The 25,341-nt window shown below is 62.1% G+C and carries 23 protein-coding genes; 17 read left to right on the top strand and 6 right to left on the bottom strand.

The features are described from left to right. The first annotated feature begins 36 nt into the window (after nucleotides 1-36). The 3 genes from ACJJVH_RS10460 (at nucleotide 37) to ACJJVH_RS10470 (ending at nucleotide 3,124) form a co-directional block, all read left to right on the top strand. On the top strand, nucleotides 37-1,437 hold the full coding sequence (locus tag ACJJVH_RS10460) for an MFS transporter (RefSeq protein WP_112801836.1): 1,401 nt from the start codon (nucleotides 37-39) through the stop codon (nucleotides 1,435-1,437). 328 nt (nucleotides 1,438-1,765) lie between these two features. Then, a complete protein-coding gene (locus ACJJVH_RS10465) occupies nucleotides 1,766-2,143 on the top strand; it encodes a VOC family protein (protein WP_112801881.1) in 378 nt (125 codons plus the stop codon). A gap of 213 nt (nucleotides 2,144-2,356) precedes the next feature. Further along, nucleotides 2,357-3,124 carry a phosphatase PAP2 family protein gene (locus tag ACJJVH_RS10470; RefSeq protein WP_412063869.1) on the top strand — a complete coding sequence of 256 codons (768 nt, stop codon included), beginning with the start codon at nucleotides 2,357-2,359 and terminating at the stop codon, nucleotides 3,122-3,124. Between the two features lie 11 nt (nucleotides 3,125-3,135). Here the strand turns inward: ACJJVH_RS10470 and ACJJVH_RS10475 are convergent, their stop codons facing one another. Next, nucleotides 3,136-3,522 (bottom strand): response regulator transcription factor, encoded by a 387-nt coding sequence (locus ACJJVH_RS10475; RefSeq protein WP_412063870.1) that lies wholly within the window; start codon nucleotides 3,520-3,522, stop codon nucleotides 3,136-3,138. Nucleotides 3,523-3,767: 245 nt separating this feature from the next. Here ACJJVH_RS10475 and ACJJVH_RS10480 point away from each other — a divergent pair, with 245 nt between their 5' ends. After that, nucleotides 3,768-5,429: a phosphoethanolamine--lipid A transferase gene (locus ACJJVH_RS10480; RefSeq protein WP_113385696.1), complete on the top strand. Its 1,662-nt coding sequence runs from the start codon at nucleotides 3,768-3,770 to the stop codon at nucleotides 5,427-5,429. 60 nt (nucleotides 5,430-5,489) lie between these two features. Here the strand turns inward: ACJJVH_RS10480 and ACJJVH_RS10485 are convergent, their stop codons facing one another. Then, nucleotides 5,490-5,867 carry a cupin domain-containing protein gene (locus ACJJVH_RS10485; RefSeq protein WP_412063871.1) on the bottom strand — a complete coding sequence of 126 codons (378 nt, stop codon included), beginning with the start codon at nucleotides 5,865-5,867 and terminating at the stop codon, nucleotides 5,490-5,492. Between the two features lie 198 nt (nucleotides 5,868-6,065). On the opposite strand from ACJJVH_RS10485, the gene ACJJVH_RS10490 reads away from it, so the two are divergent. The 5 genes from ACJJVH_RS10490 (at nucleotide 6,066) to ACJJVH_RS10510 (ending at nucleotide 9,923) form a co-directional block, all read left to right on the top strand. Continuing rightward, complete coding sequence (locus ACJJVH_RS10490) at nucleotides 6,066-7,103, top strand: LLM class flavin-dependent oxidoreductase (protein WP_412063872.1); 1,038 nt, start codon at nucleotides 6,066-6,068, stop codon at nucleotides 7,101-7,103. 142 nt (nucleotides 7,104-7,245) lie between these two features. Beyond that, nucleotides 7,246-8,136: a MurR/RpiR family transcriptional regulator gene (locus ACJJVH_RS10495; protein WP_113406069.1), complete on the top strand. Its 891-nt coding sequence runs from the start codon at nucleotides 7,246-7,248 to the stop codon at nucleotides 8,134-8,136. Between the two features lie 124 nt (nucleotides 8,137-8,260). Continuing rightward, nucleotides 8,261-9,007 carry a COG4280 domain-containing protein gene (locus ACJJVH_RS10500; protein WP_113356434.1) on the top strand — a complete coding sequence of 249 codons (747 nt, stop codon included), beginning with the start codon at nucleotides 8,261-8,263 and terminating at the stop codon, nucleotides 9,005-9,007. Beyond that, nucleotides 9,004-9,210, top strand: a complete 207-nt coding sequence (locus ACJJVH_RS10505) for a hypothetical protein (RefSeq protein WP_113356433.1) — start codon at nucleotides 9,004-9,006, stop codon at nucleotides 9,208-9,210. The genes ACJJVH_RS10500 and ACJJVH_RS10505 overlap by 4 nt, the downstream gene beginning before the upstream one ends. A 131-nt stretch (nucleotides 9,211-9,341) precedes the next feature. Beyond that, complete coding sequence (locus tag ACJJVH_RS10510; protein WP_113406067.1) at nucleotides 9,342-9,923, top strand: histidine phosphatase family protein; 582 nt, start codon at nucleotides 9,342-9,344, stop codon at nucleotides 9,921-9,923. A gap of 88 nt (nucleotides 9,924-10,011) precedes the next feature. Here the strand turns inward: ACJJVH_RS10510 and ACJJVH_RS10515 are convergent, their stop codons facing one another. After that, the gene (locus ACJJVH_RS10515; RefSeq protein WP_412063873.1) at nucleotides 10,012-10,947 is read right to left on the bottom strand and encodes a phytanoyl-CoA dioxygenase family protein; all 936 of its coding nucleotides are present in this window, start codon (nucleotides 10,945-10,947) and stop codon (nucleotides 10,012-10,014) included. A 133-nt stretch (nucleotides 10,948-11,080) separates the two neighbouring features. Between ACJJVH_RS10515 and ACJJVH_RS10520 the strand changes: the two genes are divergently transcribed. Continuing rightward, nucleotides 11,081-11,944, top strand: a complete 864-nt coding sequence (locus ACJJVH_RS10520; protein ID WP_412063874.1) for a helix-turn-helix domain-containing protein — start codon at nucleotides 11,081-11,083, stop codon at nucleotides 11,942-11,944. On the opposite strand, the gene ACJJVH_RS10525 is transcribed toward ACJJVH_RS10520, so the two are convergent. Beyond that, nucleotides 11,934-13,361 (bottom strand): PLP-dependent aminotransferase family protein, encoded by a 1,428-nt coding sequence (locus ACJJVH_RS10525; protein WP_412063875.1) that lies wholly within the window; start codon nucleotides 13,359-13,361, stop codon nucleotides 11,934-11,936. The two genes, ACJJVH_RS10520 and ACJJVH_RS10525, sit on opposite strands and share 11 nt — an antisense overlap. Before the next feature lie 94 nt (nucleotides 13,362-13,455). Here ACJJVH_RS10525 and ACJJVH_RS10530 point away from each other — a divergent pair, with 94 nt between their 5' ends. Together ACJJVH_RS10530 and ACJJVH_RS10535 are read left to right on the top strand one after the other, a co-directional pair. After that, complete coding sequence (locus ACJJVH_RS10530) at nucleotides 13,456-14,139, top strand: pyridoxamine 5'-phosphate oxidase family protein (RefSeq protein WP_113356428.1); 684 nt, start codon at nucleotides 13,456-13,458, stop codon at nucleotides 14,137-14,139. 131 nt (nucleotides 14,140-14,270) lie between these two features. Next, the gene (locus ACJJVH_RS10535) at nucleotides 14,271-14,930 is read left to right on the top strand and encodes a GNAT family N-acetyltransferase (protein ID WP_112801809.1); all 660 of its coding nucleotides are present in this window, start codon (nucleotides 14,271-14,273) and stop codon (nucleotides 14,928-14,930) included. A gap of 36 nt (nucleotides 14,931-14,966) precedes the next feature. Here ACJJVH_RS10535 and aac(6') read toward each other — a convergent pair whose 3' ends face one another. Beyond that, nucleotides 14,967-15,407 carry an aminoglycoside 6'-N-acetyltransferase gene (gene aac(6'), locus ACJJVH_RS10540; protein WP_412065157.1) on the bottom strand — a complete coding sequence of 147 codons (441 nt, stop codon included), beginning with the start codon at nucleotides 15,405-15,407 and terminating at the stop codon, nucleotides 14,967-14,969. Between the two features lie 133 nt (nucleotides 15,408-15,540). On the opposite strand from aac(6'), the gene ACJJVH_RS10545 reads away from it, so the two are divergent. The 5 genes from ACJJVH_RS10545 (at nucleotide 15,541) to ACJJVH_RS10565 (ending at nucleotide 23,950) form a co-directional block, all read left to right on the top strand. After that, nucleotides 15,541-16,536 (top strand): sterol desaturase family protein, encoded by a 996-nt coding sequence (locus ACJJVH_RS10545; protein ID WP_412063876.1) that lies wholly within the window; start codon nucleotides 15,541-15,543, stop codon nucleotides 16,534-16,536. 318 nt (nucleotides 16,537-16,854) lie between these two features. Next, nucleotides 16,855-20,178, top strand: coding sequence for a thiamine pyrophosphate-dependent enzyme (locus ACJJVH_RS10550; protein WP_112801804.1), 3,324 nt, complete (start codon nucleotides 16,855-16,857; stop codon nucleotides 20,176-20,178). 254 nt (nucleotides 20,179-20,432) lie between these two features. Next, nucleotides 20,433-21,578, top strand: a complete 1,146-nt coding sequence (locus ACJJVH_RS10555) for a PspA/IM30 family protein (RefSeq protein ID WP_412063877.1) — start codon at nucleotides 20,433-20,435, stop codon at nucleotides 21,576-21,578. A gap of 3 nt (nucleotides 21,579-21,581) precedes the next feature. Beyond that, nucleotides 21,582-22,235 (top strand): OB-fold-containig protein, encoded by a 654-nt coding sequence (locus ACJJVH_RS10560; protein WP_412063878.1) that lies wholly within the window; start codon nucleotides 21,582-21,584, stop codon nucleotides 22,233-22,235. Further along, nucleotides 22,232-23,950, top strand: coding sequence for a flotillin family protein (locus ACJJVH_RS10565; RefSeq protein ID WP_412063879.1), 1,719 nt, complete (start codon nucleotides 22,232-22,234; stop codon nucleotides 23,948-23,950). Before ACJJVH_RS10560 ends, ACJJVH_RS10565 begins: the two co-directional genes overlap by 4 nt. 82 nt (nucleotides 23,951-24,032) lie before the next feature. Here the strand turns inward: ACJJVH_RS10565 and ACJJVH_RS10570 are convergent, their stop codons facing one another. Further along, nucleotides 24,033-24,878, bottom strand: coding sequence for an aspartyl/asparaginyl beta-hydroxylase domain-containing protein (locus ACJJVH_RS10570; RefSeq protein ID WP_112801798.1), 846 nt, complete (start codon nucleotides 24,876-24,878; stop codon nucleotides 24,033-24,035). Nucleotides 24,879-25,341 lie beyond the last annotated feature (463 nt).

The raw sequence follows: 25,341 nt of genomic DNA on the forward strand, positions 1-25,341 counted from the left end.
TCCCAAAAGACGGCAGCACAGAAAGGAACGATCCCGATGACTTCTTCCCAAACCCGAAGCGGGGCCGGATTGGCGTTGCTGCTGCTATGCGCCGCCAACTTCCTCGACGCCATGGACGTCTCCACCATTGGGGTGGCGCTGCCCGCAATCCAGAAAGAGCTCGGTATGCAGGCGACGTCGCTGCAGTGGGCCGTCAGCGCCTATGTGCTCGGCTATGGCGGCTTCCTGCTGCTCGGCGGCCGCGTTGCCGACCTCTTCGGCCACCGCCGCGTGTTCCTCTGGTCGCTTGCCGTCTTTGCCGCCGCCAGCATCGCCGGCGGTTTCGTCGACAGCGCCCCGACCCTGATCGCCGCACGCCTGATCAAGGGCATCGCCGCCGCCTTCACGGCACCGGCCGCCCTCGCCCTGCTGCTCTCCGTCTTCGGGGAAGGCAACGCCCGCGCCAAGGCGCTTGGCGTATTCTCCTCCACCGGCGCCGCCGGTTTCGTGCTCGGCATGGTGCTGGGCGGCGCGGCAACCATCATCAGCTGGCGCGCCACGCTGGTCATGGGGGCTCCGGTCGCCATCCTCGCGCTGATCGTCGCCCCCTTCGTTCTGCCCGCCGATCATCAGCGGAGCGGCCCGAACGCCCGTTTCGACTGGGCCGGCGCCATCACGATCACCCCCGGCCTGCTGCTCTTCGTCTTCGGCGTCACCAACGCCGCGGCCGACGGCTGGCAGGCATTCGCGACCTGGGGATCGCTGCTGGCGGCTCTGGTGCTGATCCTGCTCTTCCTGCTGGTCGAGTCGCGCCATGCCGACCCGATGGTGCCGCTTGCCATGTTCCGGCGCGCCAAGCTCAGCCACGCCAATGCCATCGCCGCACTGTTCCAGGGAGCCTATGTCGGTTTTCAGTTCATCGCGACGCTCTATTATCAGACCGTCGTCGGCTGGTCGGCTTTCGCGACCGGCTTCGCCTTCGCGGTCGGTGGCGTCTGCGTGATGTTCCTCGCACCGCGCTTCGCCACGATCGGACAGGCCCGCGGCACGACCCTGCTGATGACGTTCGGCGTCGGATTGCAGGCCATCAGCTATCTCTTCTGGGTATTGTCCGCCGGCCAGATCGATACGATCGTACTGGTCGCCATCTCGCAGCTGTTGCTTGGCGTCGGCTATGCCATGACCTATCCGTCCATTCAGGTCGCGGCATTGTCCGATATCGAGGAGGATAAGTCCGGCCTGGCTTCGGGCATGCTCTTTGCCTCCTTCCAGATCGGCGGCGGCATCATTCTGGCGGCAGCCTCGGCGGTCTTCAGCGCGGCGCCCGGCTATGGTTGGAACCCTTACATCGCCGGTATCGGTTTCGTGACGATCCTTGCTGCCGCCATAACGCTGCTCGCTGCCGTCGGCCCGCGCTCATCCGCGGCAAGAGCCGCGAATTATCAGGCGGCCGAATAGCGCAAGACAGGTTGACCCGATAGGTGCCGGCGGTCGTCACGACCGCCGGCACCCATCAAAGCCCGAAAACATCAGGCCCTTGCTTCGGCGAGCGGGGACCATACGGCCGACCTTGATTTCACGAACGTCGTCGCCCAGGCGACTTCGACACAGGTGAAAGGTCCTGCTCGAACGATCCTCCACCCCGTTGCATGCCTTTGTTGACTTCCCACAATCCTTGCAAGATGGTGGGGCGTAAATGGACCTGCGGACTTTCGATGGCGCGGCGTTTCTTCCTTGGGCACGGCCTTCCGCAAAACTCCGCAAAACCTGGCGGGAGCCTGTTTTCATGTTCGACCATATCTCGATCGGCGTCAAAGACCTGGCGACGGCGCAGAAGTTTTACGATGCTGCTTTGGCACCGCTCGGCTATGAGCGCCTGAGCAATTTCGACGGCACGATCGGATATGGCGCGGACCGCGCCCAGTTCTGGGTCAACGAAGTGGAACGCCCCGTGCCTGCCGATCGCGGCTCCGGCCTGCATTTCTGTTTCGTGGCACCGAGCCAGGCGGCGGTCGATGGCTTCCATGCCGCCGGCATCGCCAATGGCGGGGAAGACAACGGCCAGCCGGGCATTCGGCCGGACTACAGCCAGTTCTACTATGCCGCCTTCGTCATCGATCCGGACGGCTACCGGCTGGAAGCCTATTTCCAGACCGGCGAATAGGGCACGGCCGGTCGCGACATCGGGAACCGCCTGCCCCGTCGGAACCGGCCGAAGGGGCATCAGCTTCGTGCAACCAACTTCCTAAGCATTTGAACTTTCAGGCTGCTGTCAGGCTTCTGTCGTAGTGGACGCCCGTCAGTGGCCGTCGTGGCGTTTTGTAAACGCTGGCGGAGGCTCGTTTCGAACTCGTTCAGACAGTGGCCAGCGTTCCCGATGTACGACAATTCCATCGCTTATACCAAACGGACCGCATCGGTAAGCAGACCCTTCCTGGCCTTTCTCGCACTGTTTGCGCTTTGGTGGCTGCTGCTGCTTGTCTTCTATCGGTTTCCAGGCATAGATCTCGCCGTTGCCCGAAGCGTCTTCACCGCCTCACCCTGCGCATCATCCGCTCCCTTGGGAAAAATCTGCGGCACCTTTGCTCTCGCCAGGAATCCCCTCCTTGAAATCGTGCGGGGATTAACGCTGGCGCTGCCTTACATCGCCATCGCCGTCCTGCTGACAAACCTGATCGCCTCCTGGCGCCGATACGGCATCCGGCGGAGAACATCGAAAACGGATCGGTCCATCGCCGCCCTGCTGTCGCTGGCGATCGGCTGCGGGCTCATCGTGAATACGCTGCTTAAGGGCTATGCCGGACGCCCGCGTCCGCGCAGTACGGATCTGTTCGGCGGTTCTCTCGATTTCGTCCAGGCGGGTTCGTTTGCCGGCCGGTGCCTCGGAAATTGCTCCTTCGTTTCCGGAGAGGCGTCGTCCGGCGGCTGGTTGCTTTGCCTTGTGCTGCTATTGCCGCCGCGCCTTCGCCTCCCGCTCGGCATCCCCCTCGCCGCCGCCGCGATCATTATGCCGTTCATGCGCGTGCTGACCGGCGCGCACTATCTGTCGGACGCCATCCTGGGTTGGCTTTTGTCGCTGGTGGTGTTTGCCGCGGCCATGACGGTCGTCGACTTCATGCGGCCGGAAACGCTGGTCAGATCCTGAAACCAGCCCATTTAGCCTGCATCGCGCATGCGGTGCAGGCGGCCATGCCCGGCGGCCTTCCGCACACGAGCCGTCATTTCGGCCAGCGTGAAAGGCTTCACCAGATAATCCGAGGCCCCGCTTCTCATCGCCGCCATCTGATCCGACAGCTGATCGTAGGCGGACATGACCACCACCGGCGTCGAATCCCCGTGCGCTTCCATGAGCCTCAGCACGTCGAGGCCGCTCCCATCCGGCAATCGGAGGTCGAGGAGAACCACGTCGCGCATCTCAGCCGCGACGGCGCCGGTTGCGGATTCCAGATTCATCGACCAGTCGACCGACCAGCCGTCGGCATGCAGGTGATCCCGTACGGCATTGCCGATAATCGGATTATCTTCGACCAATAAGAGCCGCACGATTGCTCCCCCATTGCAATCCGGCAGCTATGATCCCTATCTCTGACGCGAACCTGAACTCCAGTGCGGAGACCACAAAAAGCAAAGACAAGCCAAATTAGGGCCAAAACAGCCTCGCATAAGAATGCCTCGTTCAGGTAAATGTCAGGATTGGTCGCCATGGTGGCAGGCTTTAGCAGCCAAAGCACCTTGCGCTAGAGGGGTTCCCCGCCCAGCCGGCAGCAACAGGTTTCGGAGAAAAACCATTGACTCATGAAAAAGCGCCTACCGGGTGGCTAAATATCAGGCCAGCCGTCGGTAGCGTCACGCTGTGTTTTATAGCAGCCCTCTATGTACTTCTTGTGACCAACCGCATGTTCTGGACCAAGGCCTACAGTTATTTCACGGCCGAGCCGGCTGCCTTCGCCGCATTCGTCATCGGCATTTCCGCAGGCATCATGGCGCTCTTCACATTCTTTTCCGCAAAGTACGTGACGAAACCGATGCTGATCTTCTTCGTGCTGGTGGCATCGGTATCGTCCTGGTTCAACGACCAGTTCGGCGTCATCATCGACAAGGACATGATCCGCAACGCGGCGGTCTCGACGGGCGCGGAAAGCGGGCATCTGATCACGACGCGCTTCGTGACATATGTTCTGCTGACGGGCATCCTGCCCTCGCTCGTCATCGCATGGGTGCGGATCGTCCATCGCCCGATCCTCAAGAAGCTTGCCTATAACACGGCCGTCATCCTCGCCTGCGCGGCGATCTTCGTCGTGGCCGGCACCAGCTTCTACAAGACCTATGCCGGCGTCGGCCGGGCTCATCGCGATCTGATGGATACGCTTAATCCGGTGATTCCGATCGCAAGCGTGGTGCGTTACGCCATCGATACGCAGAAGAACGCCAACGTGGTCGCCCAGCCGCTGGGCACGGACGCCCGCAGGGTCGGCGTGGCCGACAACGGCAAGCCCCGCGTCACGATCATCGTTGCCGGCGAAACCGCGCGCGCGCAGAATTTCTCGCTTGGCGGCTATGGCAAGCTGACCAATCCGGAACTGGCAAAGCGCAACGTCGTCTACTTCCCCAACACCAGCAGCTGCGGGACGGCGACGGCGACCTCCATACCCTGCCTGTTCTCGATCTATCCGCGGGCACAATATACGCACCGCAAGGGACTGGAGTCCGAGAACCTGCTCGACGTGCTGACCCACGCCAAGGTCGATGTGACCTGGCTCGACAACGACACGGGCAGCTACGATGTGACGAACCGCGTCTCCTATACCTATCTGCCGCCCTCGGCCGATCCGCGCTTCTGCAAGGATGGCGAATGCAAGGACGAGATTCTCGTCGACAAGGTCGACGGCTGGCTGGACAAGGTGAAGGGCGACAGCGTGCTCGTGCTCCATCAGCTCGGCAGCCACGGCCCGGCCTATTATCAGCGCTATCCCGAGGAGTTCCGCCGCTTCCGTCCGGACTGCCGTTCCAACGACTTCAGCTCGTGCTCGCAGGAAGAAATCACCAATGCCTACGACAATACGATCCTCTACACGGATCACATCGTCGCGATGGTCATCGACAAGCTGAAGCAGCGTTCGAACTCGCTGTCCGGCGCGGTGCTCTATTTCTCCGACCATGGCGAATCGCTCGGCGAGAACGGCATCTACCTGCACGGCACGCCCTATATCATCGCCCCGTCGCAGCAGACGCATGTGCCCATGCTGGTGTGGATGGCCGACGATCTCGCCAAGGCCGCCGGTTTCGACATGGCATGCCTGTCGAAACGTGCCGGCGAAGGCGCCTATTCGCACGACAATATCTTTCACAGCGTTCTCGGCATGATGGATGTCTCGACGAAGGTCTACGATCCCAAGCTGGACGTATTTGCTGCATGCCGCACGCCGTCGAACAAGCTGGCGTTGAACTGACGAACCGTACGATACCCGGCGGCCCATGTTTCGACAGGGTCGCCGGTCATCAGGGGGCGCTCAAAGACGCCTGGGCTCGCGGATCGTCCGCTCGTTTTCCACATTGCCGGTATTGAGCGTGGTATTCCGTTCGAACAGTACGACCTCGCAGGTCGGCTCGGCGACCGGGCAATGTTCCACCCCATGCGGAACGACGATGTATTCGCCGGATCCAAGCACGATATCGCCGCCGTTTTCGTCGCGCAGCTTCATGCGCAGCGTGCCCCGGACCACGAGGAACAACTCGTCTTCCTCTTCATGATGATGCCAGTGGAATGCGCCATCCAGCTTGACGAGCTTGAGCTGGAAATCGTTGATGTCGCCGCCGATGCGCGGACTCCAGGTCTCATCCAGCGCCGCAAAAGCCTTGGCAAGATTGATCTTTTTCAGCACGGCCATGGACCTCCTCCCGCAATCCCGAAAGAATTGATGTCGCTGGGCTAATATTGGCCGGCGCGCGGAAGAAGACAACGCCGCTCGCCGCCCTGGCATATCGAATTCCTCGAAGATTTCAGCCGAAACTTTCCGGGTAGTTGATGACCTGCAACGACACTACATGCTGTCTCAACATCATTTCGACACACGACAGGAAAAACCATGACGATAAACAATGTCGAATTCGGCCTCGATACTTTCGGCGACGTGACTTTTGACGACAAGGGCACGCCGTTGCCGCACGCGCAGGTCCTCCGCAACGTCGTCGAGGAAGGCGTCCTCGCCGACCAGCTCGGGATCGATTTCTTTGGCATCGGCGAGCATCATCGCGAAGACTTTGCCGTCTCCTCGCCCGAAACGATCCTGGCGGCCATCGCCAGCCGCACATCGAAAATCCATCTGGGATCGGCCGTGACGGTGCTGAGTTCGGACGACCCGATCCGCGTGTTCCAGCGCTTCTCCAGCCTCAATGCCATTTCCAACGGTCGTGCCGAGGTCATTCTCGGTCGCGGCTCCTTCACCGAATCCTTTCCGTTGTTCGGCTTCGAGCTGTCGCAGTACGAACAGCTCTTCGAGGAAAAGCTCGACCTGTTCGCAGCCCTGCTCACCAACGAGCCGGTGAACTGGCAGGGCAGCATCCGCCAGCCGCTGCAAAACCAGAAGGTCTTCCCGTCCATCGAGAGCGGTCATCTGAAAACCTGGATCGGCGTCGGCGGCAGCCCGGAATCGGTTGTTCGCGCGGCCCATTACGATCTGCCGCTCATGCTGGCGATCATCGGCGGCAGCCCGTACCGATTCCAGCCCTATGTCGACCTCCATCATCGTGCCTACGAGCAGCTGGGCAAGCCCGCCAAGCCGATCGGCATCCATTCGCCCGGCTACATCGCCGAAACGGATGAACAGGCGCGCGAGGAATTGTGGCCCTGCTTCAAGGCGATGCGCGACCGCATCGGCCGCGAGCGCGGCTGGCCACCCATGACGCGCGCCGAATTCGACAACGAGATCGAAAAAGGCTCACTCTACGCCGGCTCGCCGGAAACGGTCGCCGCCAAGCTCGCTCCGGTCATCAAGACGCTCGGAATCAGCCGCTTCCAGCTGAAGTACAGCGCAGGCGCGCTCGGCCATGACAAGATGATGCGCTGCATCGAGCTCTACGGCCAGAAGGTGATCCCGGCCGTGCGTGCCGCCTTGGCGGCATAATACAAGGCAGATAGCCTCCCGGCTTCTGCGGGCGCTTCGCTGCATGGCGGAGCGCCCGTTGTTTTTTCCGTTGTCATTTTCATGTAGCAAATGCTACTTATGTTTATATCGGTAACATTTGCTACATAACGGCGACTTCGGAATGACCCAGGAGTTTCAAAGCTTCGACGATCGCGTTCTCGGGATGCTCGCCACGCTGGCGCCCGCGGAACAGCGCATCGCCCGCTTCTTCATCGATCAGAAGCAGGCCGCCTTACTGAATTCGGCAGCCCAGATCGCGCAGACCGCCGGCACCAGCGACGCAACGGTCGTGCGCACGGCACGCGCCCTCGGCTTCGAAAGCCTTGCGACGCTGCGCGCGGCCCTGCTTGCGGAATTGACCGGAACGCCCTCACCCGGCGCACGGCTGGAACGGACGCTGGCTGAAACGGGCAGTCATGCCGGCGATGCGCTTCGCCACGTCGTTGCCATGCATGAACGGGCTCTGGACGTGCTGCAGCGAGAGGAATTCGCCGCGAGCTTCGAACGCTGCGTCGATATGCTGGCAGGCGCGGCCCGCCGCCACGTCTTCGGCATCGGGCCATCCGGCGCCATGGCGGATTATGCCAGTCTGCAATTCAACCGCATCGGCCTGCCGACCAACGCCATTTCCACCTCCGGCGTCGCCCTTGCGGATCGCCTGCTCTGGATAGGCAAAGGCGATGCGGTACTCGTCATGGCCTATGCGCCGCTCTATCGCGAGGTCGACATATTGCTCGAACATGCAAACAGGCATGGCGTGCCGGTTATCCTGATCAGCGACGATCTCGGCCCGCTGGTTGCCGACAAGGTGGCTGAAGTCCTGCCCGTCCCACGCGGCAATGCCGGCCATCTCGCCATGCACGGCGGTACGCTGGTGCTGATCGAAGCCTTGATCGTCGCACTGGCGGCAAAGGACAGGACGGCCGCCATCGACAGCCTCGACCAGCTCAGCCAGCTGCGAGGCGCCATCGACAAGGCATGGAGCAAACGCGGCACGAGGAAACGCAAATGAACAGGCCGCGCCGGCAGCGGAAACACGCGGCCACGGACGGGCATCCACCCTCGGCACCCCAACAAAGTCGACCGGAAAAATAACGCGAATTCAAACCTTTAACCATTCATTTGAGAATCAGTTCATGAACAGCCTCACACCCATTCTCTCCACAGTGACGGCCTCTTTTCTCGGCTCGTTCGTCGAGGTCGTGGAGGCCTTCACCATCGTACTGGCCGTCGGCGTCACCCGCAGCTGGCGCCCGGCCCTGACAGGTGCCGCCCTTGCCCTTGCCGTGCTGGCCGCCCTCGTGCTGATCTTCGGGCCGCTGCTGGCACTGATACCGATCGAGACGCTGCAATTCGTCGTCGGCATTCTCCTGATCCTGTTCGGCATGCGCTGGCTTCGCAAGGCCATTCTGCGATCATTGGGCGTCATCGCCCTGCATGACGAGGCGGCGGCCTTCTCGAAGGAGACGGCCTCGCTGCAAGCGCAATCCACGGATCGCCGCGCCGATTACCTCGCCGGCCTCGCCGCCTTCAAGGCGGTGCTGCTGGAAGGCGTGGAAGTGGTGTTCATCGTCATCGCCGTCGGCGGGGCGCATGGGCTGACGCTCTATGCCGGCCTCGGCGCGCTGGCCGCCTTCGTGCTCGTCATGCTGATCGGGCTGTTGGTCCATCGCCCGCTCGCCAGTGTGCCGGAAAATACGCTTAAATTCGTCGTCGGCCTCATGCTCACAAGCTTCGGCATCTTCTGGACGGGGGAAGGCATCGGCGCGCACTGGCCGGGAGCAGATCTCGCCTTGATTGCCATCTTCGCGGTCGTGTCGCTCGCCTCCTATGCCATCATCCGCAGCATGCGCGGCACCCAAACAGCAAAGGCAGCCCAATGACCGTTTTGCGCATCGCCCTGTCCGAGCTCATCGGCATGTTCATCGATGACGGCAGCCTTGCCACGCTCTGCCTCATCCTCATTCTCGTGATTGCCGGAGCGGTGGAGTTTCTCGCCATGCCGCCGCTGGCAGGAGCGCTCCTCCTGCTGCTCGGCTGCCTCGCCATCCTGCTCTACAGCGTTCGCCGCGCCGTGAAACGATGAGATTCACAACAGCCAGCAAGCTCTTGGATTTGCAGGCTGTTGTCGCCCCGCCTTCCATCCAGCTTTAACTCTCGACAGAACTCTTCGCAGATGCGAAGAATTCCGCATCCGCCGCGAAAAGGAGAACCGGCATGAGCAGCGCCTATCCCGAAGTCTATCTCGTACGGCACGGACAGACGGAGTGGAGCCTTTCCGGCAGGCATACCGGCCGGACCGATATTCCCCTGACCGCTGCCGGCGAGGAAGCTGCGCGTAATCTTCCCAACCGCCTGCCTTCGATCGATTTCGCCGCCGTCTGGTCCAGTCCGTCGCAGCGCGCGCAAAACACCTGCGCGCTGGCCGGCTTCGGGGACCGGCGCATCGTCAAGGACGATCTGGCGGAATGGGATTACGGCGCCTATGAAGGCATCACCACCAAGGCGATCCTTGCCGAGCGCCCCGGCTGGCAGGTCTTTCGCGATGGCTGCCCGAACGGTGAAACGGCCGCCGACGTCGGCGCACGCGCCGACCGGATCATCGGCGAACTGCGCGCCATCGACGGGCCCGTCCTGATCTTCTCCAGCGCCCATTTCCTGCGCGTCTTTGCCGCCCGCTGGGTCGGCCTGCCGCCGGAAGGCGGCGAGCATCTGGTCCTCGATACCACAAGCATCAGCGTGCTCGGCTACGAGCACGATCTGACCGAGCCGGTCATCCGCCGCTGGAACCAGACCTGACGGGCGCGCCGCACTCCGGACATCTCGACAAATGTTTCGAGCGGCCAAGGGCCGCTCGATGTCTTTCAGAAAGTCGATCTTCAGCCGCTTACCAGGGCTTGAGGCCCAGCAGCTTCTCACCGAGCGGCGTCAGCTCGGCCGTGGTCGCATTGTGCTTTTCCCAGTCGCGGGGGTCGCCCGGAAAGGCATCGCGCTTCGGGGAGTCCAGCTCCCGCCACAGGCGGATACGTTCCTCGCGTTCGGCGACATTGTCGTATTCCGCCGGATGCATGGAGATATACTGCGCCATGCGAACGCGGTTGTCCGAGTGGTTGGGGCGCACGCCATGCGCCAGCAGCGAGTTGAAGATCATCAGGTCGCCGGGCTCCATGTCGATGTTGACGACCGATAGCCCCGTCATGTCGGGATGCATGGGATCGCGATCCGCCGGCTGCGTCTTTTCCCACTCTTCGAAATGCTCGAAGAGTTGCGGCACGCACTGAAAGCCGCCGACATCGCCATCCTGCTTCTTCAGGCTGAGAACGCCCTGCACGCCGATCGGCAACGGGCGGATCGAGGTGTCGACATCCCAGTGGATGAAGCCGTTCGGATTGCCCTTCACCTTCTTCGGCGGATTGAGATTGGCGCGATCGATCGTGACCCAGAGATCCTCCCGATCCCAGATGTCGACGAAGACATCGTAGATGCGCTTTTCCATCCGGTTGTCCCAGAGATACTGGTGATTGTAGATCTCCAGCATGCCGGTGTTGTTGAGCTCCTTCATCTTGTGCTCGCGCCGCTGCGGCGCATACCAGGTGGAGGGGTCGTTCGGGTCCTTCTCGTCAAAACGCCACAAAACGTCGGCAAGCCGCTCGACATTCACCGCCGGCACCGCCTGACGCACGATCACATAGCCCTTCGTGATCCAATGCTGCCAATCGTCCTTTGACAACACCCTGAGCGGCAGCGTCTTCCGGATATCCTTCAGTTGCGTCGTGACCGTGGATGCGGTCGGGTGAGCGTCTCGTTTCAAGGCAGGCTGCATCGGTTTCCTCCATCTCGGCTACCCCTTTGGTTTCGGGTGACGGAAAACTTGTAGCTGCAAGCGGCGCTTCGATGTTGCCCGGCTCTGGCCAGTTCTGATACTATTCTGGCTTCCTTGTCATTACGGACGCCCCATGAGGCCTTATCTCGAAGTCCTGCCCCGTTCGCCGGAAGCATCCTGGAGCATGCTGAACCGCCGGCTCGACGACTGCATTCCCTTTCAGTGGCATCACCATCCGGAGTTCGAGCTGACGCTCACCCTGAATTCCATCGGGCAGCGCTTCATCGGCGACCATAGCGGGGACTATGGCGACGGCGATCTCGTGCTGGTCGGCCCCAACCTGCCGCACAGCTGGGTGTCGCGCGCCAAGATCGAAGAGGAGACGCCGCATATCGCCCTGGTGCTCTGGTTCAATCGTGAGTGGCTGCAGCAGATGACGGGCGGCGCCGTCGAATTCCGAGCGATCGAGGCGATGCTGCGGCATGGAGACAACGGCCTGCGCTTCTCGGCAGCGACCTCCGCAGCCGTCCGCCCCGCCTTCGAAACCATTTTCGAAAAGCCGCCCGTGGAGCGCCTTCTGGCCTTGCTCGGCATTCTGGTGCGGGTCGCGGAAGACCGGCAGGCGATACCGCTCGCCAGCGCGCCGGCTCAGGCGCCGGACAGCAAGGAAAGCCGCGAGCGCATAGACCGTGTCCTGACGCATATGCACCTTCACTATGCCCGCGCGATCGGCCTCGACGAGCTTTCCGATATCGCGGCGCTCAGCGTCTCCGGTCTGCACCGCATGTTCCGCCGCCATACCGGCGGAACGATATCGGATTATCTCATGCGCATGCGCATCGGCGATGCCTGCGCCCGCCTTTCCTCCACGGATCAGGCTATCCATCACATCGGCGATGCGGTCGGTTATGCCTCGCTCGCCAATTTCAACAGGCAGTTCAAGGCGCTGAAGGAAGTGACGCCACGGGAATACCGGGCAATGTTCCTCAGGCGCTGACCGGCGGCGCCGCAAGCAGCCTTGCGATCTTCGCCGCCGCCGCGTCCGCCGCCTGCGCCTCCATGCGGGCGATGCCGAGCAGCAGCCCCGGCCGCGCAGGGCCGAGATACAGCGCCGATATCGGCCGCACCGCGAAACCCTGGGCATTGATGATGCGCGCTGCGGCGAGATCGTCGGTCTCGACCTCCCGGAACCAGCTTGCCAGCTGCAGCCCGCCGCCACCCGCTCCGACCTCGAGCCGGGCGCCGCAATGGCGATCGAGTGCAGAGACCGTAGCTGCCATGCGCTCCGCATAAATTCCGTTCATGCGTCTCAGATGCGCGCGGAACCGTCCCTCCCGCATGAAATCGGCAAGCGCCGCCTGGATATGGATCGGCACCACAGCTCCTCTAAGCCGCTGCGCCGCCTCGGCGGCGGTCACGAGCCTGGAGGGAACGACGGCATAGGCGACGCGCAGGCCGGGCGCGAGAGTCTTCGAGAAGGTGCCGATATAGGCGACCACCTCGTCGCGATCGATGCCCTGCAAGGCGGCGATGGGGCGCGATGCATACTGGAACTCGCTGTCATAATCGTCTTCCAGCACGATCGCGCCGCTCGCGCGAGCATATTCGAGCAGGGCGAGCCGACGCGGCAGGCTCATGGTGACGCCGGTCGGATATTGATGCGAGGGCGTGACATAGATCAGCCGTGGCGGCGAGCCGGCGCCGCGGGCAATATCGATGCCCTCGGCATCGCAAGGCACCGGCACGAGGCTGGCCCCGGCCATGCGCAGAATCGCCTGCGCGCTGGCATAACCCGGCTCCTCCATCCAGACTACCTCATTGGCCGGATCGCCTGGACGAATCAGCACGCTCGCGAGAAGCCCGATTGCAGCCCCGGTCGATGGAACGATGACGATCTGTTCGGGACGGGCAATCACGCCGCGCGTCGCCACGATATGTTCGAGGATGGCTTCGCGCAGTTCGCGCACGCCGCCATGGTCGCTGTAGCCGAGATCGTGCACCCGCAGAGAGCGGCCGCGGGCGCCGAGACAACGCGCCCAGGCGGCATGGGGAAAGGCCGAAACATCCGGCACGCCGGGCTCGAACAATCCCCCGGTCTTGAATTCAGTAATGCGGGGCTGGTTCGGCAGCGGCGCGGCGGCACGCCCGGACAAGGGTGCCGACGGGAAAGCGGCGACACGCGTTGCCGCACCGGTCGCAGACTGCAGATAGCCCTCCGCCTTCAGGCGATCATAGGCATTGACAACGGTCGAGCGCGCAACGCCGAGCGAGAGCGCCATCGTCCGTGTCGATGGCACGCGCTGACCTGCCGGCATTTGTCCGTGCAGGATCCGGTCGCGCATCACGCGATAGACCTGCCCCTCCAGATCGCCCGAAGTCCGGTCGAGTGCCGGCCACTGCGCCACCGCTGCCATGAAACCTCAACTGGTCTGCTGAAAATCAAGAAACTGGCTATTTATAGCCTACCCCTTTGCTGGCAGAGATCAACGCTCAATCGATGAGGAAGACATGACCGATCTCCGCCCGCCCGACACAGAGACCTATGCGACCACGGAGCGTACCCGCGTGCGGCGCAGCCCGAAGCGCGGCAGCCACGCGCATGCCGACGTCCATGCGATTCTGGATGCCGCCCCGCTCTGTCATGTCGGCTATGTCATCAATGGCGCGCCCTATGTGACGCCGACCCTGCATTGGCGCGAGGACGATCATGTCTATTGGCACGGTTCGTCTGCCAGCCGCTTCCTGCGCGCGGCGCAGGACATGCCGGTCTGCCTGACCTGCAGCATCATGGACGGCTATGTGCTTGCGCGCTCGGCCTTCAATCATTCGGTCAACTATCGCTCGGCCATGGTCTTCGGCACGGCTCGCCTCATCGATGACATCGAGGAAAAGACCGATGCGCTGCGCCGCCTGGTCGAAGACCTGTTTCCCGGCCGCTGGGACAGCCTGCGGCCGATGACCCGGCAGGAGGTCAAGGCGACGTCGATATTGCGGATGAAGATCGATGAAGCCAGCGCCAAGATCCGCAACGGTCCGCCGGGGGATATCGACGAGGCCGGCCATCCGGTCTGGGCCGGCGTGCTGCCCATCGAAAGTCGTCTGGTGCCGCCGCAGCCGGCGCCCGGCTTGCCCGAAGGGATAGAGCTGCCGCAATCCCTAGCAGAGCTGCTGCGATCCGGCCGGCTTCGCTAGAGCGGTTCCGCGTTTCACGGAATCGCTGAACCGGCCTATCTCTTTGTTTTCATGCAATTCCGAACGGAAAATCGCTGCATACTTTTCCTGGAATTGCTTTAGACTGCATCTGATGACCAAAGGACTGTGACATGGATCTCACGAACTGGAAGGGTGTGGCCCGCCCCGAACGCATTACCCTCGACGGCCGCTATGCCAGGATCGAACCGCTCGATCCGGCCCGCCATGGCGACGAGCTGTTTGCCTCAGCCCGGGCGCCCGGTGCGGAAGAGCGCTTCCGCTATCTTTTCGAGGATGTACCGGCCGACCGTGCCGCTTTCACTCAATGGCTCGATAAAGCGGCATCCGGTGCCGATCCGCTTTTCTTCGCGACGATCGACAAGCGAACGGGCCGCGCCGAAGGACGGCAGGCTTTGATGCGGATCGACAGCGCGCATGGCGTCATCGAGATCGGCAGCATCCTGTGGGGGCCTGCCATCGCCCGTAGCCGCGTGACGACCGAAACCCTCTATCTGTTCGCATCCTACGTCTTCGATACGCTCGGCTATCGCCGTTTCGAATGGAAGTGCAACGATCTCAACGAGCCGTCGAAGCGGGCGGCCGAACGCTTCGGCTTCGTCTTCGAGGGTATCTTCCGCCAGCATATGGTTGCGAAAGGCCAGAACCGCGACACCGCGTGGTTTGCCATGATCGACACCGACTGGCCGCGGCTGAAGGCCGGCTACGAGCGCTGGCTCGCTCCCGGGAATTTCGACGAGGCCGGGCATCAGAAAACCAAGCTGACATTCTGACTCCGCCCCACACTGACTCCGCCCCGCAGTTCCGGCCTACAGGGGCTTGCGAAAATAAACCACGCGCTCGGTTTCGATAAAGCCGAGTGCGGCATGGAAGGCATGGCTCGCAAGATTGTCGATCAGCGCGTCCGAGGCGAACTCCCGGCAACCGGCAACCCGCCCCCATGCGGCGACGGCTTGGCAAAGCGCCCGTGCAACGCCCTGCCGCCGATGTTCACCGCGCACATAAATGCCCTCGAGGAAGAGAACCGGAGACGTCTCGCAGCCATTGACGTAATCGTGCCGCAATGCCGCTTCAGCAAAGCCGACGTCATGACCGGCAGAATCGATCGCCAGAAAAGCAACCCCGTTTTTAGCCAAGCGAAACCGCGCCAGCTCCGCGCGGTGACGTTCGAGCGAACCATCGGGCCAAAGTTCTGCGCGCAAGCGCGTCCAGCCCTCCAGATGCGCGTCTTCCGCTTCCACTATCCGCATGTCCTGACCTCCAACCCGGTCGCCCGTAATCGGCCAACGGAAAAATTTCGCTTTCGACTCCACAATCATCGCGCTACATATCGCGCATACTCACGCGTCAATTTTTCGCCTATCAGAATCTGAGGACGATGGAATGAGATTTCAAAGCAGTTCGCGTCTTTACGCTGCTGTTTCATCCCTGTTGTGGCCCGCGATTCTCTGCGCCGGATTGACCGGCGCCTATTTCGCCTTCAACTCGGACATGCACCTGCTCTGGTTCAACGTCGTCTATCTTTCGACGGTGGCGGTGATCGCCTTCTTCGAAAGGCTCATGCCCTATCAGAAGACCTGGCTGAAACGGGATGACGAGACGTTCAACGACGTCGCTCACACGCTGCTGAACAAGGGCGGCGTGCAGATTGCCGCCGCGATCGGCACGTCCTTTCCCATGGCCGTCGCGACCGTCGCGCAGCCGGCGTTGAGCTATCATTCGCATTTCTGGCCCGATCAATGGCCGATGGTATTCCAGGTGGCGCTCGGCCTGGTGATTGCCGAGTTCGGCCTCTACATGGCGCATCGCCTGGCTCATGAGCATCTCTCGCTATGGCGCTTCCACGCCCTTCATCACAGCGTCGAGCGCCTGTGGGTCATCAACACGGGCCGCTTCCATGTCATCGACACGCTGTTCAAGATCGCGCTCGGCCAGATTCCTCTCTATCTGCTCGGCGCACCGTTGCCGGTATTCCTCTGGATCGGCGCGGTCACGGCCTTTATCGGCCTGCTCACGCATTGCAACGTCGATATGCGCACCGGCCCGCTCGATCTGATATTCTCCACGCCGCGCCTGCATCGCTGGCATCATTCCAAGGTGCTCGCCGAAGGCAACACGAATTATGGGGAAAACCTCGTGATCTGGGACCAGCTTCTCGGCACTTTCTACAATCCGCCGCGTCCCTCCTCGACGGACATCGGCATTACCGGCAAAGTCGCCAAGGGCTTCCTCGCCCAGCTCGCGCAACCTTTCTCCAGGAAAGGCCGCAGGGAAATCATCGGCAAGAAGCCCAAGGAACTGATCCTAAAGGAAGAACAGGCGGCAAACGCCGCAGCGGCAAGGCAGCGCGCCGACGCCTCGATCCGCAGATCCGGCTAGAGCAATTACAGGAAAAGTGCATGGCGGTTTTCCGTCCGGAATTGCGTGAAAACAAAAGGATAGAGGTTTTCGCAATTCGAAGAAAACCAAAAGCGCTCTAGCCGCCTTTCGATGGAGCATGTTATGAGGCACCGGCGGCGCCTTGCCGACCATGCCTTGTGGACAGAAACATCAGGAAAAATTTCCGCCCGGCAATATGCGTATTTCGATTTCAAACCGAAAAGATATTGTCATTTAACGTGTATTGAAAAAGGCTGCCTAGGGGTCTACCTAGGTCCAAGCAATTGAATTAGACGAAAGATTAGGAAAATCATTGAGATGGAAGGGAGGTTTACCAAAGAATACCTCAAGCAGCTTCATAGGTTATTTTTCATTTCCCGAGAAATAGACCGCCTTGAGCGAGAATTCATCAAGCAAGGCATAGCACACTTTCATGTTTCCGGCGCCGGACATGAGTCGACGGCGCTGCTCAACGAATTTCTTCAGGACGACGACTGGCTGCACCTGCATTATCGCGACAAGGCCCTGATGCTGGCGCGCGGCATGCCCATCCGGGAATTCTTCTCCAGCCTCCTCGCCACCGCCAATTCTCACTCCGCCGGCCGGCAGATGAGCGCGCATCTTTCCTCCCGCGCTCTCAACATCACGTCCATCGTCGGCCCCGTCGGCAACAATGCGCTTCATGCCGTCGGCGTCGGCGCTTCCCTGAAGCACAAGCCCGGCATGCCGATTGCCATCTGTTGCGCTGGCGACGGCACCACACAGCAGGGCGAATTCCTCGAAGCGATCGCCGAGGCCGTGCGCAGCCAATACCCCGTCGTCTTCGTCATCGAGGACAACAGCTTCTCCATCTCGACGCGTACCAGCAGGCAGACCTTCTTCGACCTTCCCGCCGGGCCTGCCTCTTCCTTCTACGGCATCGATATCATTCGCACCGACGGCGACGATCTGGCGGCATCGCGCGAAGCGTTCCGCAAGGCCGTCCGCCACAGCCGCAACAACCGCACGCCGAGCATCGTGCTTCTGAACGTCGAGCGACTTTCGGATCACACCAACGCCGACGATCAGAAGACCTATCGCACCTTGCTCGAAATCGAGGCGGGCTCCTCGCGTGACCCGCTGCCGAGCTTGCGGGCCATGCTGCACGAGGCAGGTGTCGACGCCGACGCGCTTCAGAAGATCGAGCAGGATCTGATTGCGGAAGTGCAGGCGGAGGCCGCTCTTGCCCGTAAGGAAGACGCTCCCAAGGTCGAGCCGGATGCAAAGGCTCCCTACCCCGCTTCCTTCGATGGCAAGGTGGAATATCGCGGCAATGACAGCGCGTCGACGCTGACGATGCGCGAGGCGCTGAACGCCGTTCTCGACCGGCAGCTTGCCGCCAATAGCGAGGTGGTGCTGTTCGGCCAGGATATCGAGGACCCGAAGGGCGATGTCTTCGGCGTCACCCGCGGCCTCAGCAACAAATATCCCGGCCGCGTACGCAACGCCGCCCTCACCGAATCCACCATCGTCGGCACCGCCGTCGGCCGCGCGCTGGCCGGCCAGCGCCCCGTCGCCTTCCTGCAATTCGCCGATTTCCTGCCGCTCGCCTACAACCAGATCGTCTCGGAAATGGGCAGCATGTTCTGGCGCACCAATGGCGCCTGGGAAGCCCCGGTGATCCTGATGGTAAGCTGCGGCGGCTACAAGCCCGGCCTCGGCCCGTTCCATGCGCAGAGCTTCGAGGGGATGCTGGCGCATACGCCGGGCATAGACGTCGTCATGCCCTCCAGCGCCGGCGATGCCGCCGGCCTGCTCAACGCCGCCTTCGAGTCGCGGCGCCCGACGGTCTTCCTCTATCCGAAGGCCGTGCTCAACAATTCCGACGGCCGCACGTCCGAGGATCTCGACAGGCATTTCGTCCATCCCGGTCTGTCGCGCCATGTCGCCCGCGGCCGCGATATCACCCTGGTCAGCTACGGCAACACCGTTTCGCTCTGCGCCAATGCGGCAAGCGCGTTCGAAGCCCAGGGCTTTTCCGTCGAGGTGATCGATCTTCGCTCGATCTCGCCATGGGACGAGAAGGAAGTGCTGGCGAGCGCAAGGCGCACCCGCCGCCTGATCGTCGTTCATGAGGACAACCGCACCGTCGGCATGGGGGCGGAAATCATCGCCACCGTCACCGAAAAGACCGATGTGCCGGTTGTCGTGCGCAGGCTTGCGCGCTCGGATGCCCACATCCCCTTCAATTTCCGCAATCAGCTCGAAACCCTGCCTTCCTATCGCAAGCTGGTCGACCTGATGGCCGAAGTGCTCGAATGTGAAGTGACCTGGCACGAAGAAGACGACAGCGGCCCGACGGCTGCCATCAAGGCGATCGGCTCCGGCCCAGCCGACGAAAACGTGCTGGTGACGGATCTGCTCGTCAAGCCCGGCGACAAGATCGAGGTCGGCCAGCTGGTTGCCGTCGTCGAGGCGACGAAAGCCTCCGTCGAAATCTGCGCCAATATCGGCGGCGTGGTGCAGGAAGTCTTCGCCAGGATCGGCGACCAGATCGCCACCGACAGCCCGCTTCTGACCGTCGACGCCAACCGCGATCTGAGCGAGCAGAATTTCGCGCTTGCTTCCGAGACGCAGAACAAATTCGTGCTTCGCCGGCTGAAGTCGCATGTCATCCCGACATTGCGACGTCATTCGGGCAACTTCTCGGAAATCGCCATCAACGGCATCGGTTTCGCCACGGGAGCCCGTCGCGTCACCAACGAAGAAATCATCCACAACTGGCCGAACCGGCGGGCCGAGGAAATCTTCGCACTGACCGGCATCAAAAGCCGTTTCTGGGTCGGCCCCGAGGAAGGCACGCTCAGTCTTGCCGCGAAGGCCGCGCGCGACCTGCTGCGGCAGAACCAGATCTCCATCCACGATATCGATCTGGTGATTGCCGCAACCGGAACGCCCGATATCGCCACGCCATCGCTCGCAAGCCGCGTCGCGGTTGCCGTCGCGGAAGATGGCGTGCGGCCCTCGCTTGCCGCCTACGACATGGGTGCCGCCTGCTCCGGCTATCTTTACGCGCTTCAGCAGGCCCACGATTTCATCGCGCAGCAAAACGACGCCAAGGTGCTCATCATCACCTCGGAAGTCCTGTCGCCGCTGCTCGACATGAACGACTTCTCCACCGCAATCCTCTTTGGCGATGCCGCCACGGCCAGCCTCGTGACGAGCCGCGACATGGCGCGCAACCCGCTCTTTACGGCGAGCCGCCCGATCGTCAGCGGCCGGCCGGAGCCGGGAGACCTGCTCTACGTGCCGCTGCCGGACGACGGCGTCATCGCCATGAACGGCCGCTCGGTCTTCACCGAAGCCGTACATTCCATGACCCGCTCGATCGAGAATGCCTGCGTCGACGCGGGTATCGAGCTTGCCAATCTCGATCTGCTCGTACCGCATCAGGCCAACCAGCGCATCATCGACACCATCGCCAAGCGCAGCGGCCGCCCGGCACTGAGCGTCATCGAGACCTATGGCAATACCAGCTCGTCCAGCATTCCGCTTGCCATGCTGCATGTCGCCAACGAACGCTCCGAACCCCTCAATCTCGGCCTCGTCGCTTTCGGCGGCGGCATGACGGCGGGTGCGGCTATCGTGCGGACCGTGAAGTAGCCACATCGGCGGCCGGCCCTCTGTCCGGAACGGGATTCATATCGCGATAGATCCGCCATGGCTCTCGATCGGCAATGGCTTCGCCCAATCATGCTCACCACATATGCGCGAGGCTTCGAAAGAAGCCATCGCCCATAGGAAGCGTGAAGCATCAAGTTTTTGCAACCTATGCGGCCTATCGTTCATTACAATTCATTCATGTTTGATGTCGCCATCCCTTGAAAAGCACCTGAGCGGTGCTTTACTTGAAGGGCATGGCCAAGGTAAACGCAACATCCCACCGTTCTCATCTGCGATATGATCTCGCACCCGATGAGGTGGCACGGCAGGCGCTGGACGACACCTTTGCCGCATACGGGCAGATGATGAAACTACTGGCGGAAATCGTTCCGGACAGAGCCGGTGCGAACCTCGTCACGCTTCACGACCTTGCCTATGAGACCATCCGCGAACGCACCGCCTTGCCCGCGCGCCTGGTGACGCTCGGGTTGCGTGATTTCGCGGCCAGTCGAGGCGAGCCCACCGGATCGAACCGGCTGCCGCTCGATGAGAAGCTCTTTGCCATCAAGGGTCCGTCAGACCTGACGATCTCGACGGTTCGCGGCCGCGTTGCCGTGCCCTTCGACGTGGCCGGCTATTTCAAAGGCTGGGATAGCAATATCCCCGCCTATCTGATCGCCGATGGCGGCCACTATGCGATTCACATCGGGGTAACACCAAACTCCCCCCGAACGGAGGATAACATGACGATGCATGAAGGCATTCTTTCCCGCATGGGACGGCTGATCGCAGGCCTCGCCAATGCCGCAGTCGACACCGTAGAAGGCGCCAACAAGGTCGCCGTCATCGAGCAGGCGCTGCGCGAGATCGATGCGGCCGCTGACGAAGCGCGCGCCGATCTCGGCAAGGCGCGCGCCGAGGAATACCGCATCCAGAGCCGCCGCAACGAAATCGTCGAGGATCTCGCGGCTCTGGAGGCAAAGATCCGGCTCGCGATCTCCACCGACCGCGAAGATCTCGCCAAGGCCGGCATCGCGCGCCAGATCGATCTCGAAGCCCAGACCGCCGCGCTCGACAAGGCTCTCGCGGATGCGAATGCGCAGATCGACGAGGGCCAGAAGGCGCTTCAGGCCGTGCTTGCAACCCGCCGCGAGGCGGAAGCGCGGCTGGTCGATTTCAAGCGCAGCATTGCCCGACATGCGCCCGAGGAAGCAGCGGGCGGAAATCCGCGCGCAACGCCGACAGCCGGGGCAGCCCGCGCAGCCGCCGCCGTTTCGCGCCTGACCGGCGTCCCGTCGGGCGAACCCGCCACCAGTGCCGAGCTCGATGAGCTCGACCGCCTGCACCGGGAGCAAGCCATCGAAGCACGCCTTGCCCGCTTCAAGGCCAACGGCCAGTAACCGATGCACCTCTTCCTCGCACCCGAATGTGCGCCCTTTGCCATTGCGGCAATGATCCTGGTCGGATTGACCGTCATCGAAATCCTGTCGATGCTGCTCGGCTTCTCGCTGAGCGAACTCATCGGCAAGCCGCATTTCGAAGGTCACGAAGGCGTGATCGCCGGCCTGCTGTCCTGGATCAATATCGGCGGCGTGCCGCTGCTGATCCTGATCATGCTGGTGCTCGGCATCTTCGCCGTGACAGGCTTCGCCATCCAGACGGTGGCCGACATCGCCTGGACTCCGCTGCCGGCTATGATCGCCGCGGCTCCGGCGCTCCTCGTCACGATTCCCCTCGTTCGGGGCTCGACCCGCACGATCGCCAGGATCGTGCCGCGCGATGAAACCTATGCCGTCGACGCCGCCGATTTCGTCGGCCGCACCGGCACGGTTTCCATCGGCCCTCTGGATCAGGGCCTGCCCGGCCGCGTCAGCGTCAAGGATGCGCATGGCAACTGGCATCAGCTGCGCGCCTGCGCCGCCAAGGGCGAAAGCCCTTTGCCGATCAGCGCCAAAGTTCTGCTTGTCGACCGCAAGGCCGACATCTTCATCGCAGTTTCCGCCCCATCCGACCTGGTCAGGTCCGATGACAAATCCTCTACGGAGCAACATTCATGAACGGCCTTTACGACCTTATTCTTCCCGCTGGCATCGGCCTCGTCCTGATCCTCGGGATCGGCTTTGTCCTTGCCTCGCTATACGTTCGCTCGAGCCGGGATGAAGCCTATGTGCGAACCGGCCTCGGCGGCCAGAAAGTCGTGCTCGACGGTGGTTCCGTCGTGCTGCCGATCTTCCACTCGATCGCTCGCGTCAACCTCAAGACCCTGCGCCTGGAAGTCCAGCGCGGCGAGAACGACGCGCTGATCACCAAGGACCGCATGCGTGTCGATATCGGCGCCGAGTTCTATGTCCGCGTCAAGCCGGACAGCTCCTCCATCGCGCTCGCCGCCCAGACGCTCGGCAACCGTACCAACGACAGCGAGCAGCTGCGCCAGCTGATCGAGGCGAAGTTCGTCGACAGCCTGCGCTCCGTCGCCGCCACGATGAGCCTCGATGCCCTGCAGGAGCAGCGCATGGATTTCGTCAAGGCCGTGCAGGATGCGGTCGGCTCCGACCTGCAGTCCAACGGTCTCGAACTGGAATCCGTGTCGCTGACGCGCCTCGACCAGACCGATATCAAGCACTTCAACGCCAACAACTTCTTCGACGCGCATGGTCTTGCCGCACTGACCCGCGTTACCGAGGCACGCAAGAAGGAACGAAACGAAGTCGTGCGCGATACCGAAGTCGCCATCGCCCAGAAAGACCTCGAGGCCCGACAGCAATCGCTGACCATCGAGCGGACGAAGCGCGAGGCCGAGCTGAACCAGCAGCGCGACATCGCCAACAAATCGGCAGCGACCCGCGCGGAAACCGCGCAGCAGGAACAGGCCGCCAAGCGCGCCGAAGAGGAAGCCCGCATCGCTTCCGAGCAAGCCATCGCCGAACGCGAGGCCGCTGCGAAGCAGGCCCGCGAATCCGCCAACATCGACTCGACCCGCGCCGTGCAGCAGCGTGAGACGGAAGCTCGCCGCGACAACCAGATCGTCGCGCAGGAAAGCGCCATCGCGGTTGCCAACAAGAGCCGCGAGGAGTCGGAGGCCAAGGCAAAGGCTGAAGCGGCCCGCGCGCTCGCCATCGCTGCTGAGGAAAAAGTCGGCACCGCCAAGGCCGTCGAAATCGCCGAGCGCGAAAAGCAGATCGCCGTGATCGACGCCCAGAAGCGCGCCCAGACCCAGGCAACCGCAGTCACGATTGCGGCGGAAGCCGAAAAGCAGGCCGCCACCGACCAGGCGGACGCCATCAAGACATTGGCGACCGCCGAGGCCGATGCCGCGATCATCAAGGCCAAAGGTATTCTCGAAACCGGTAAGGCGACGGCCGAAAGCGAGGCGCTGCTCAACGAGGCGCGCAACAAGCTCAGCCCCGCCATCATCGAATTCGAAATCACCCGCGAGCGCATCCGCATCGTGCCCGCAGCCCTTGCGGAAGCGGTCAAACCAATCGAGAAGATCTCGGACATCCGGATTTTCGACACCGGCGGCATGCTTGGCCGCAACGGCACCGGAGCGAGCAGCGGCAATGGCGTCGGCCTCGGCGAAGGTCTTGCCGGCCAGCTGCTTTCCTACCAGGCCAACAAGCCGATCCTCGACCGTCTGCTGAAGGAGGCCGGCTTCGACGGCGACAATGCCATCTCCGCGCTGCTCGGCAATCTGGACGGCATGGCCAATGCCCGGCAGCCGGCCGAAGAATATTACGACGACGATAGCGAGGGGACGGACAAGCCGGCCTGACGGACAAGCTCGGACGGCCTGAAAATAAACCCCGGAATCCGCAGGGATTCCGGGGTTTTTATTATATTACCAACCGGCCTGATTAAGCCTTCGGGCGATTTCTCAACGCTTCGGCCTGGGCGTAGAACTTCTTTTCCCATTCCTTGTGGTTATCGAGGCCCTCCTTGATGAAGGGCGTGAAGATCGCCAGGTTCATCAAGGCCCAGTTGACGAAGCGGGCCGGGAACTTCAACGGCTTGACGAAATCGACGAACAGCACGACGCGGGTCTTGTCGGAATGGTTCCAGGCTTCATGCTCATAGGCGTCGTCGAAGATCAGCGCCTTGCCTTCCTGCCAATGGCAAACCTGCTTGTCGACGCGGATGGCGAGCTTCTCGTTCGGCTCCGGCACGATGAGGCCGAGATGCAGGCGCAGCACGCCGTTATAGGGGCCGCGATGGGCGGGAAGATGCTTGCCCGGCTCGAAGATGGAGAACATCGCTGTCGTCAGACCCGGGATTTTCTGAACGGCCGCCCACGTATTCGGGCACGCCTTGATGTTCTGCTCCGACTTCACGCCGAAGCCGAGAAGGAAGAAGGTCTTCCAGCGCGTATCGGTGGAAATGGTCTTAACGTCGGTGGAGATGTCCTGGAAGGTCGGCAGCTCGCTCTGGCGCAGCAGTACCTTTTCGAGTTCCGCGCGGATGGCGGGATAGTCCTTCTCGATCTCGGCCGCCCAAGGAAAGGTCGCATTGTCGTAGACCGGCGGATTGCCGAGTTTGGCATATTTCAGATTGAGCCGCTCGGCCCATGAGACGATGCCCATGAAAAAGCGCGTCGTGGCGCTCGGACGATCCATCGGCGCGATGCCGGCAGTGCCGAAGGTCTGTTCCGGACTGGGAGATTGATTGGAAGTGGGAGCAGGTGCGCTCAAGGGGCTCTCCGTCATGTCTGTCTCTAAGGGCTGTCCAGGGAAGAAGTCTTGGCCCGGGGGATTCGCATGCGGATCCCGAAGAGGCGACAGGCTCGAAGCTTGGGATATTCGTCTGTCCCTTCCCGATTGACACCCGACTCCTTATGTTATGCGGTGATCACAATAGCCGATTATATGAGTTGATTAGTCGAATTTCGCAAGAGAGTCTGTCCACAACGAGCGGTGGTTTGTCATGAAACGAACTGTCGCGATTCCCGAAAGGGATTCACCTCGGAATCGGCAGAAATACGGCGAAATCGGCCGACCCCCAATCACCATGCGGACAAGCCTGAATGATTAGCCGGACAATTGCAAGTCCCGCTATCGGAACGCCGTTCGGCAGGAAAACGGATGGCGCGATAGGAGCGTTGACCAACATCCATCGGCCGCCCGTCCAGAGCGCTCCGGCGCAAAGCCGTCAGAACCGCCTGTTGTCCGC

This window comes from Rhizobium sp. SYY.PMSO (assembly GCF_046840415.1).
GTDB lineage: Bacteria > Pseudomonadota > Alphaproteobacteria > Rhizobiales > Rhizobiaceae > Rhizobium.

What these genes read in the sequence shown, in the direction of transcription:
- ACJJVH_RS10565 (WP_412063879.1), top strand. Translation starts at nt 22,232, where the DNA reads ATGAACGGCCTTTACGACCTTATTCTTCCCGCTGGCATCGGCCTCGTC.
- ACJJVH_RS10470 (WP_412063869.1), top strand. Translation starts at nt 2,357, where the DNA reads ATGTACGACAATTCCATCGCTTATACCAAACGGACCGCATCGGTAAGC.
- ACJJVH_RS10515 (WP_412063873.1), bottom strand. Translation starts at nt 10,947, where the DNA reads ATGCAGCCTGCCTTGAAACGAGACGCTCACCCGACCGCATCCACGGTC.
- ACJJVH_RS10550 (WP_112801804.1), top strand. Translation starts at nt 16,855, where the DNA reads ATGGAAGGGAGGTTTACCAAAGAATACCTCAAGCAGCTTCATAGGTTA.
- ACJJVH_RS10530 (WP_113356428.1), top strand. Translation starts at nt 13,456, where the DNA reads ATGACCGATCTCCGCCCGCCCGACACAGAGACCTATGCGACCACGGAG.
- ACJJVH_RS10520 (WP_412063874.1), top strand. Translation starts at nt 11,081, where the DNA reads ATGAGGCCTTATCTCGAAGTCCTGCCCCGTTCGCCGGAAGCATCCTGG.
- ACJJVH_RS10555 (WP_412063877.1), top strand. Translation starts at nt 20,433, where the DNA reads ATGGCCAAGGTAAACGCAACATCCCACCGTTCTCATCTGCGATATGAT.
- ACJJVH_RS10490 (WP_412063872.1), top strand. Translation starts at nt 6,066, where the DNA reads ATGACGATAAACAATGTCGAATTCGGCCTCGATACTTTCGGCGACGTG.
- ACJJVH_RS10485 (WP_412063871.1), bottom strand. Translation starts at nt 5,867, where the DNA reads ATGGCCGTGCTGAAAAAGATCAATCTTGCCAAGGCTTTTGCGGCGCTG.
- ACJJVH_RS10570 (WP_112801798.1), bottom strand. Translation starts at nt 24,878, where the DNA reads ATGACGGAGAGCCCCTTGAGCGCACCTGCTCCCACTTCCAATCAATCT.
- ACJJVH_RS10560 (WP_412063878.1), top strand. Translation starts at nt 21,582, where the DNA reads ATGCACCTCTTCCTCGCACCCGAATGTGCGCCCTTTGCCATTGCGGCA.
- ACJJVH_RS10495 (WP_113406069.1), top strand. Translation starts at nt 7,246, where the DNA reads ATGACCCAGGAGTTTCAAAGCTTCGACGATCGCGTTCTCGGGATGCTC.
- ACJJVH_RS10460 (WP_112801836.1), top strand. Translation starts at nt 37, where the DNA reads ATGACTTCTTCCCAAACCCGAAGCGGGGCCGGATTGGCGTTGCTGCTG.
- ACJJVH_RS10500 (WP_113356434.1), top strand. Translation starts at nt 8,261, where the DNA reads ATGAACAGCCTCACACCCATTCTCTCCACAGTGACGGCCTCTTTTCTC.
- ACJJVH_RS10465 (WP_112801881.1), top strand. Translation starts at nt 1,766, where the DNA reads ATGTTCGACCATATCTCGATCGGCGTCAAAGACCTGGCGACGGCGCAG.
- ACJJVH_RS10505 (WP_113356433.1), top strand. Translation starts at nt 9,004, where the DNA reads ATGACCGTTTTGCGCATCGCCCTGTCCGAGCTCATCGGCATGTTCATC.
- ACJJVH_RS10525 (WP_412063875.1), bottom strand. Translation starts at nt 13,361, where the DNA reads ATGGCAGCGGTGGCGCAGTGGCCGGCACTCGACCGGACTTCGGGCGAT.
- ACJJVH_RS10545 (WP_412063876.1), top strand. Translation starts at nt 15,541, where the DNA reads ATGAGATTTCAAAGCAGTTCGCGTCTTTACGCTGCTGTTTCATCCCTG.
- ACJJVH_RS10510 (WP_113406067.1), top strand. Translation starts at nt 9,342, where the DNA reads ATGAGCAGCGCCTATCCCGAAGTCTATCTCGTACGGCACGGACAGACG.
- ACJJVH_RS10535 (WP_112801809.1), top strand. Translation starts at nt 14,271, where the DNA reads ATGGATCTCACGAACTGGAAGGGTGTGGCCCGCCCCGAACGCATTACC.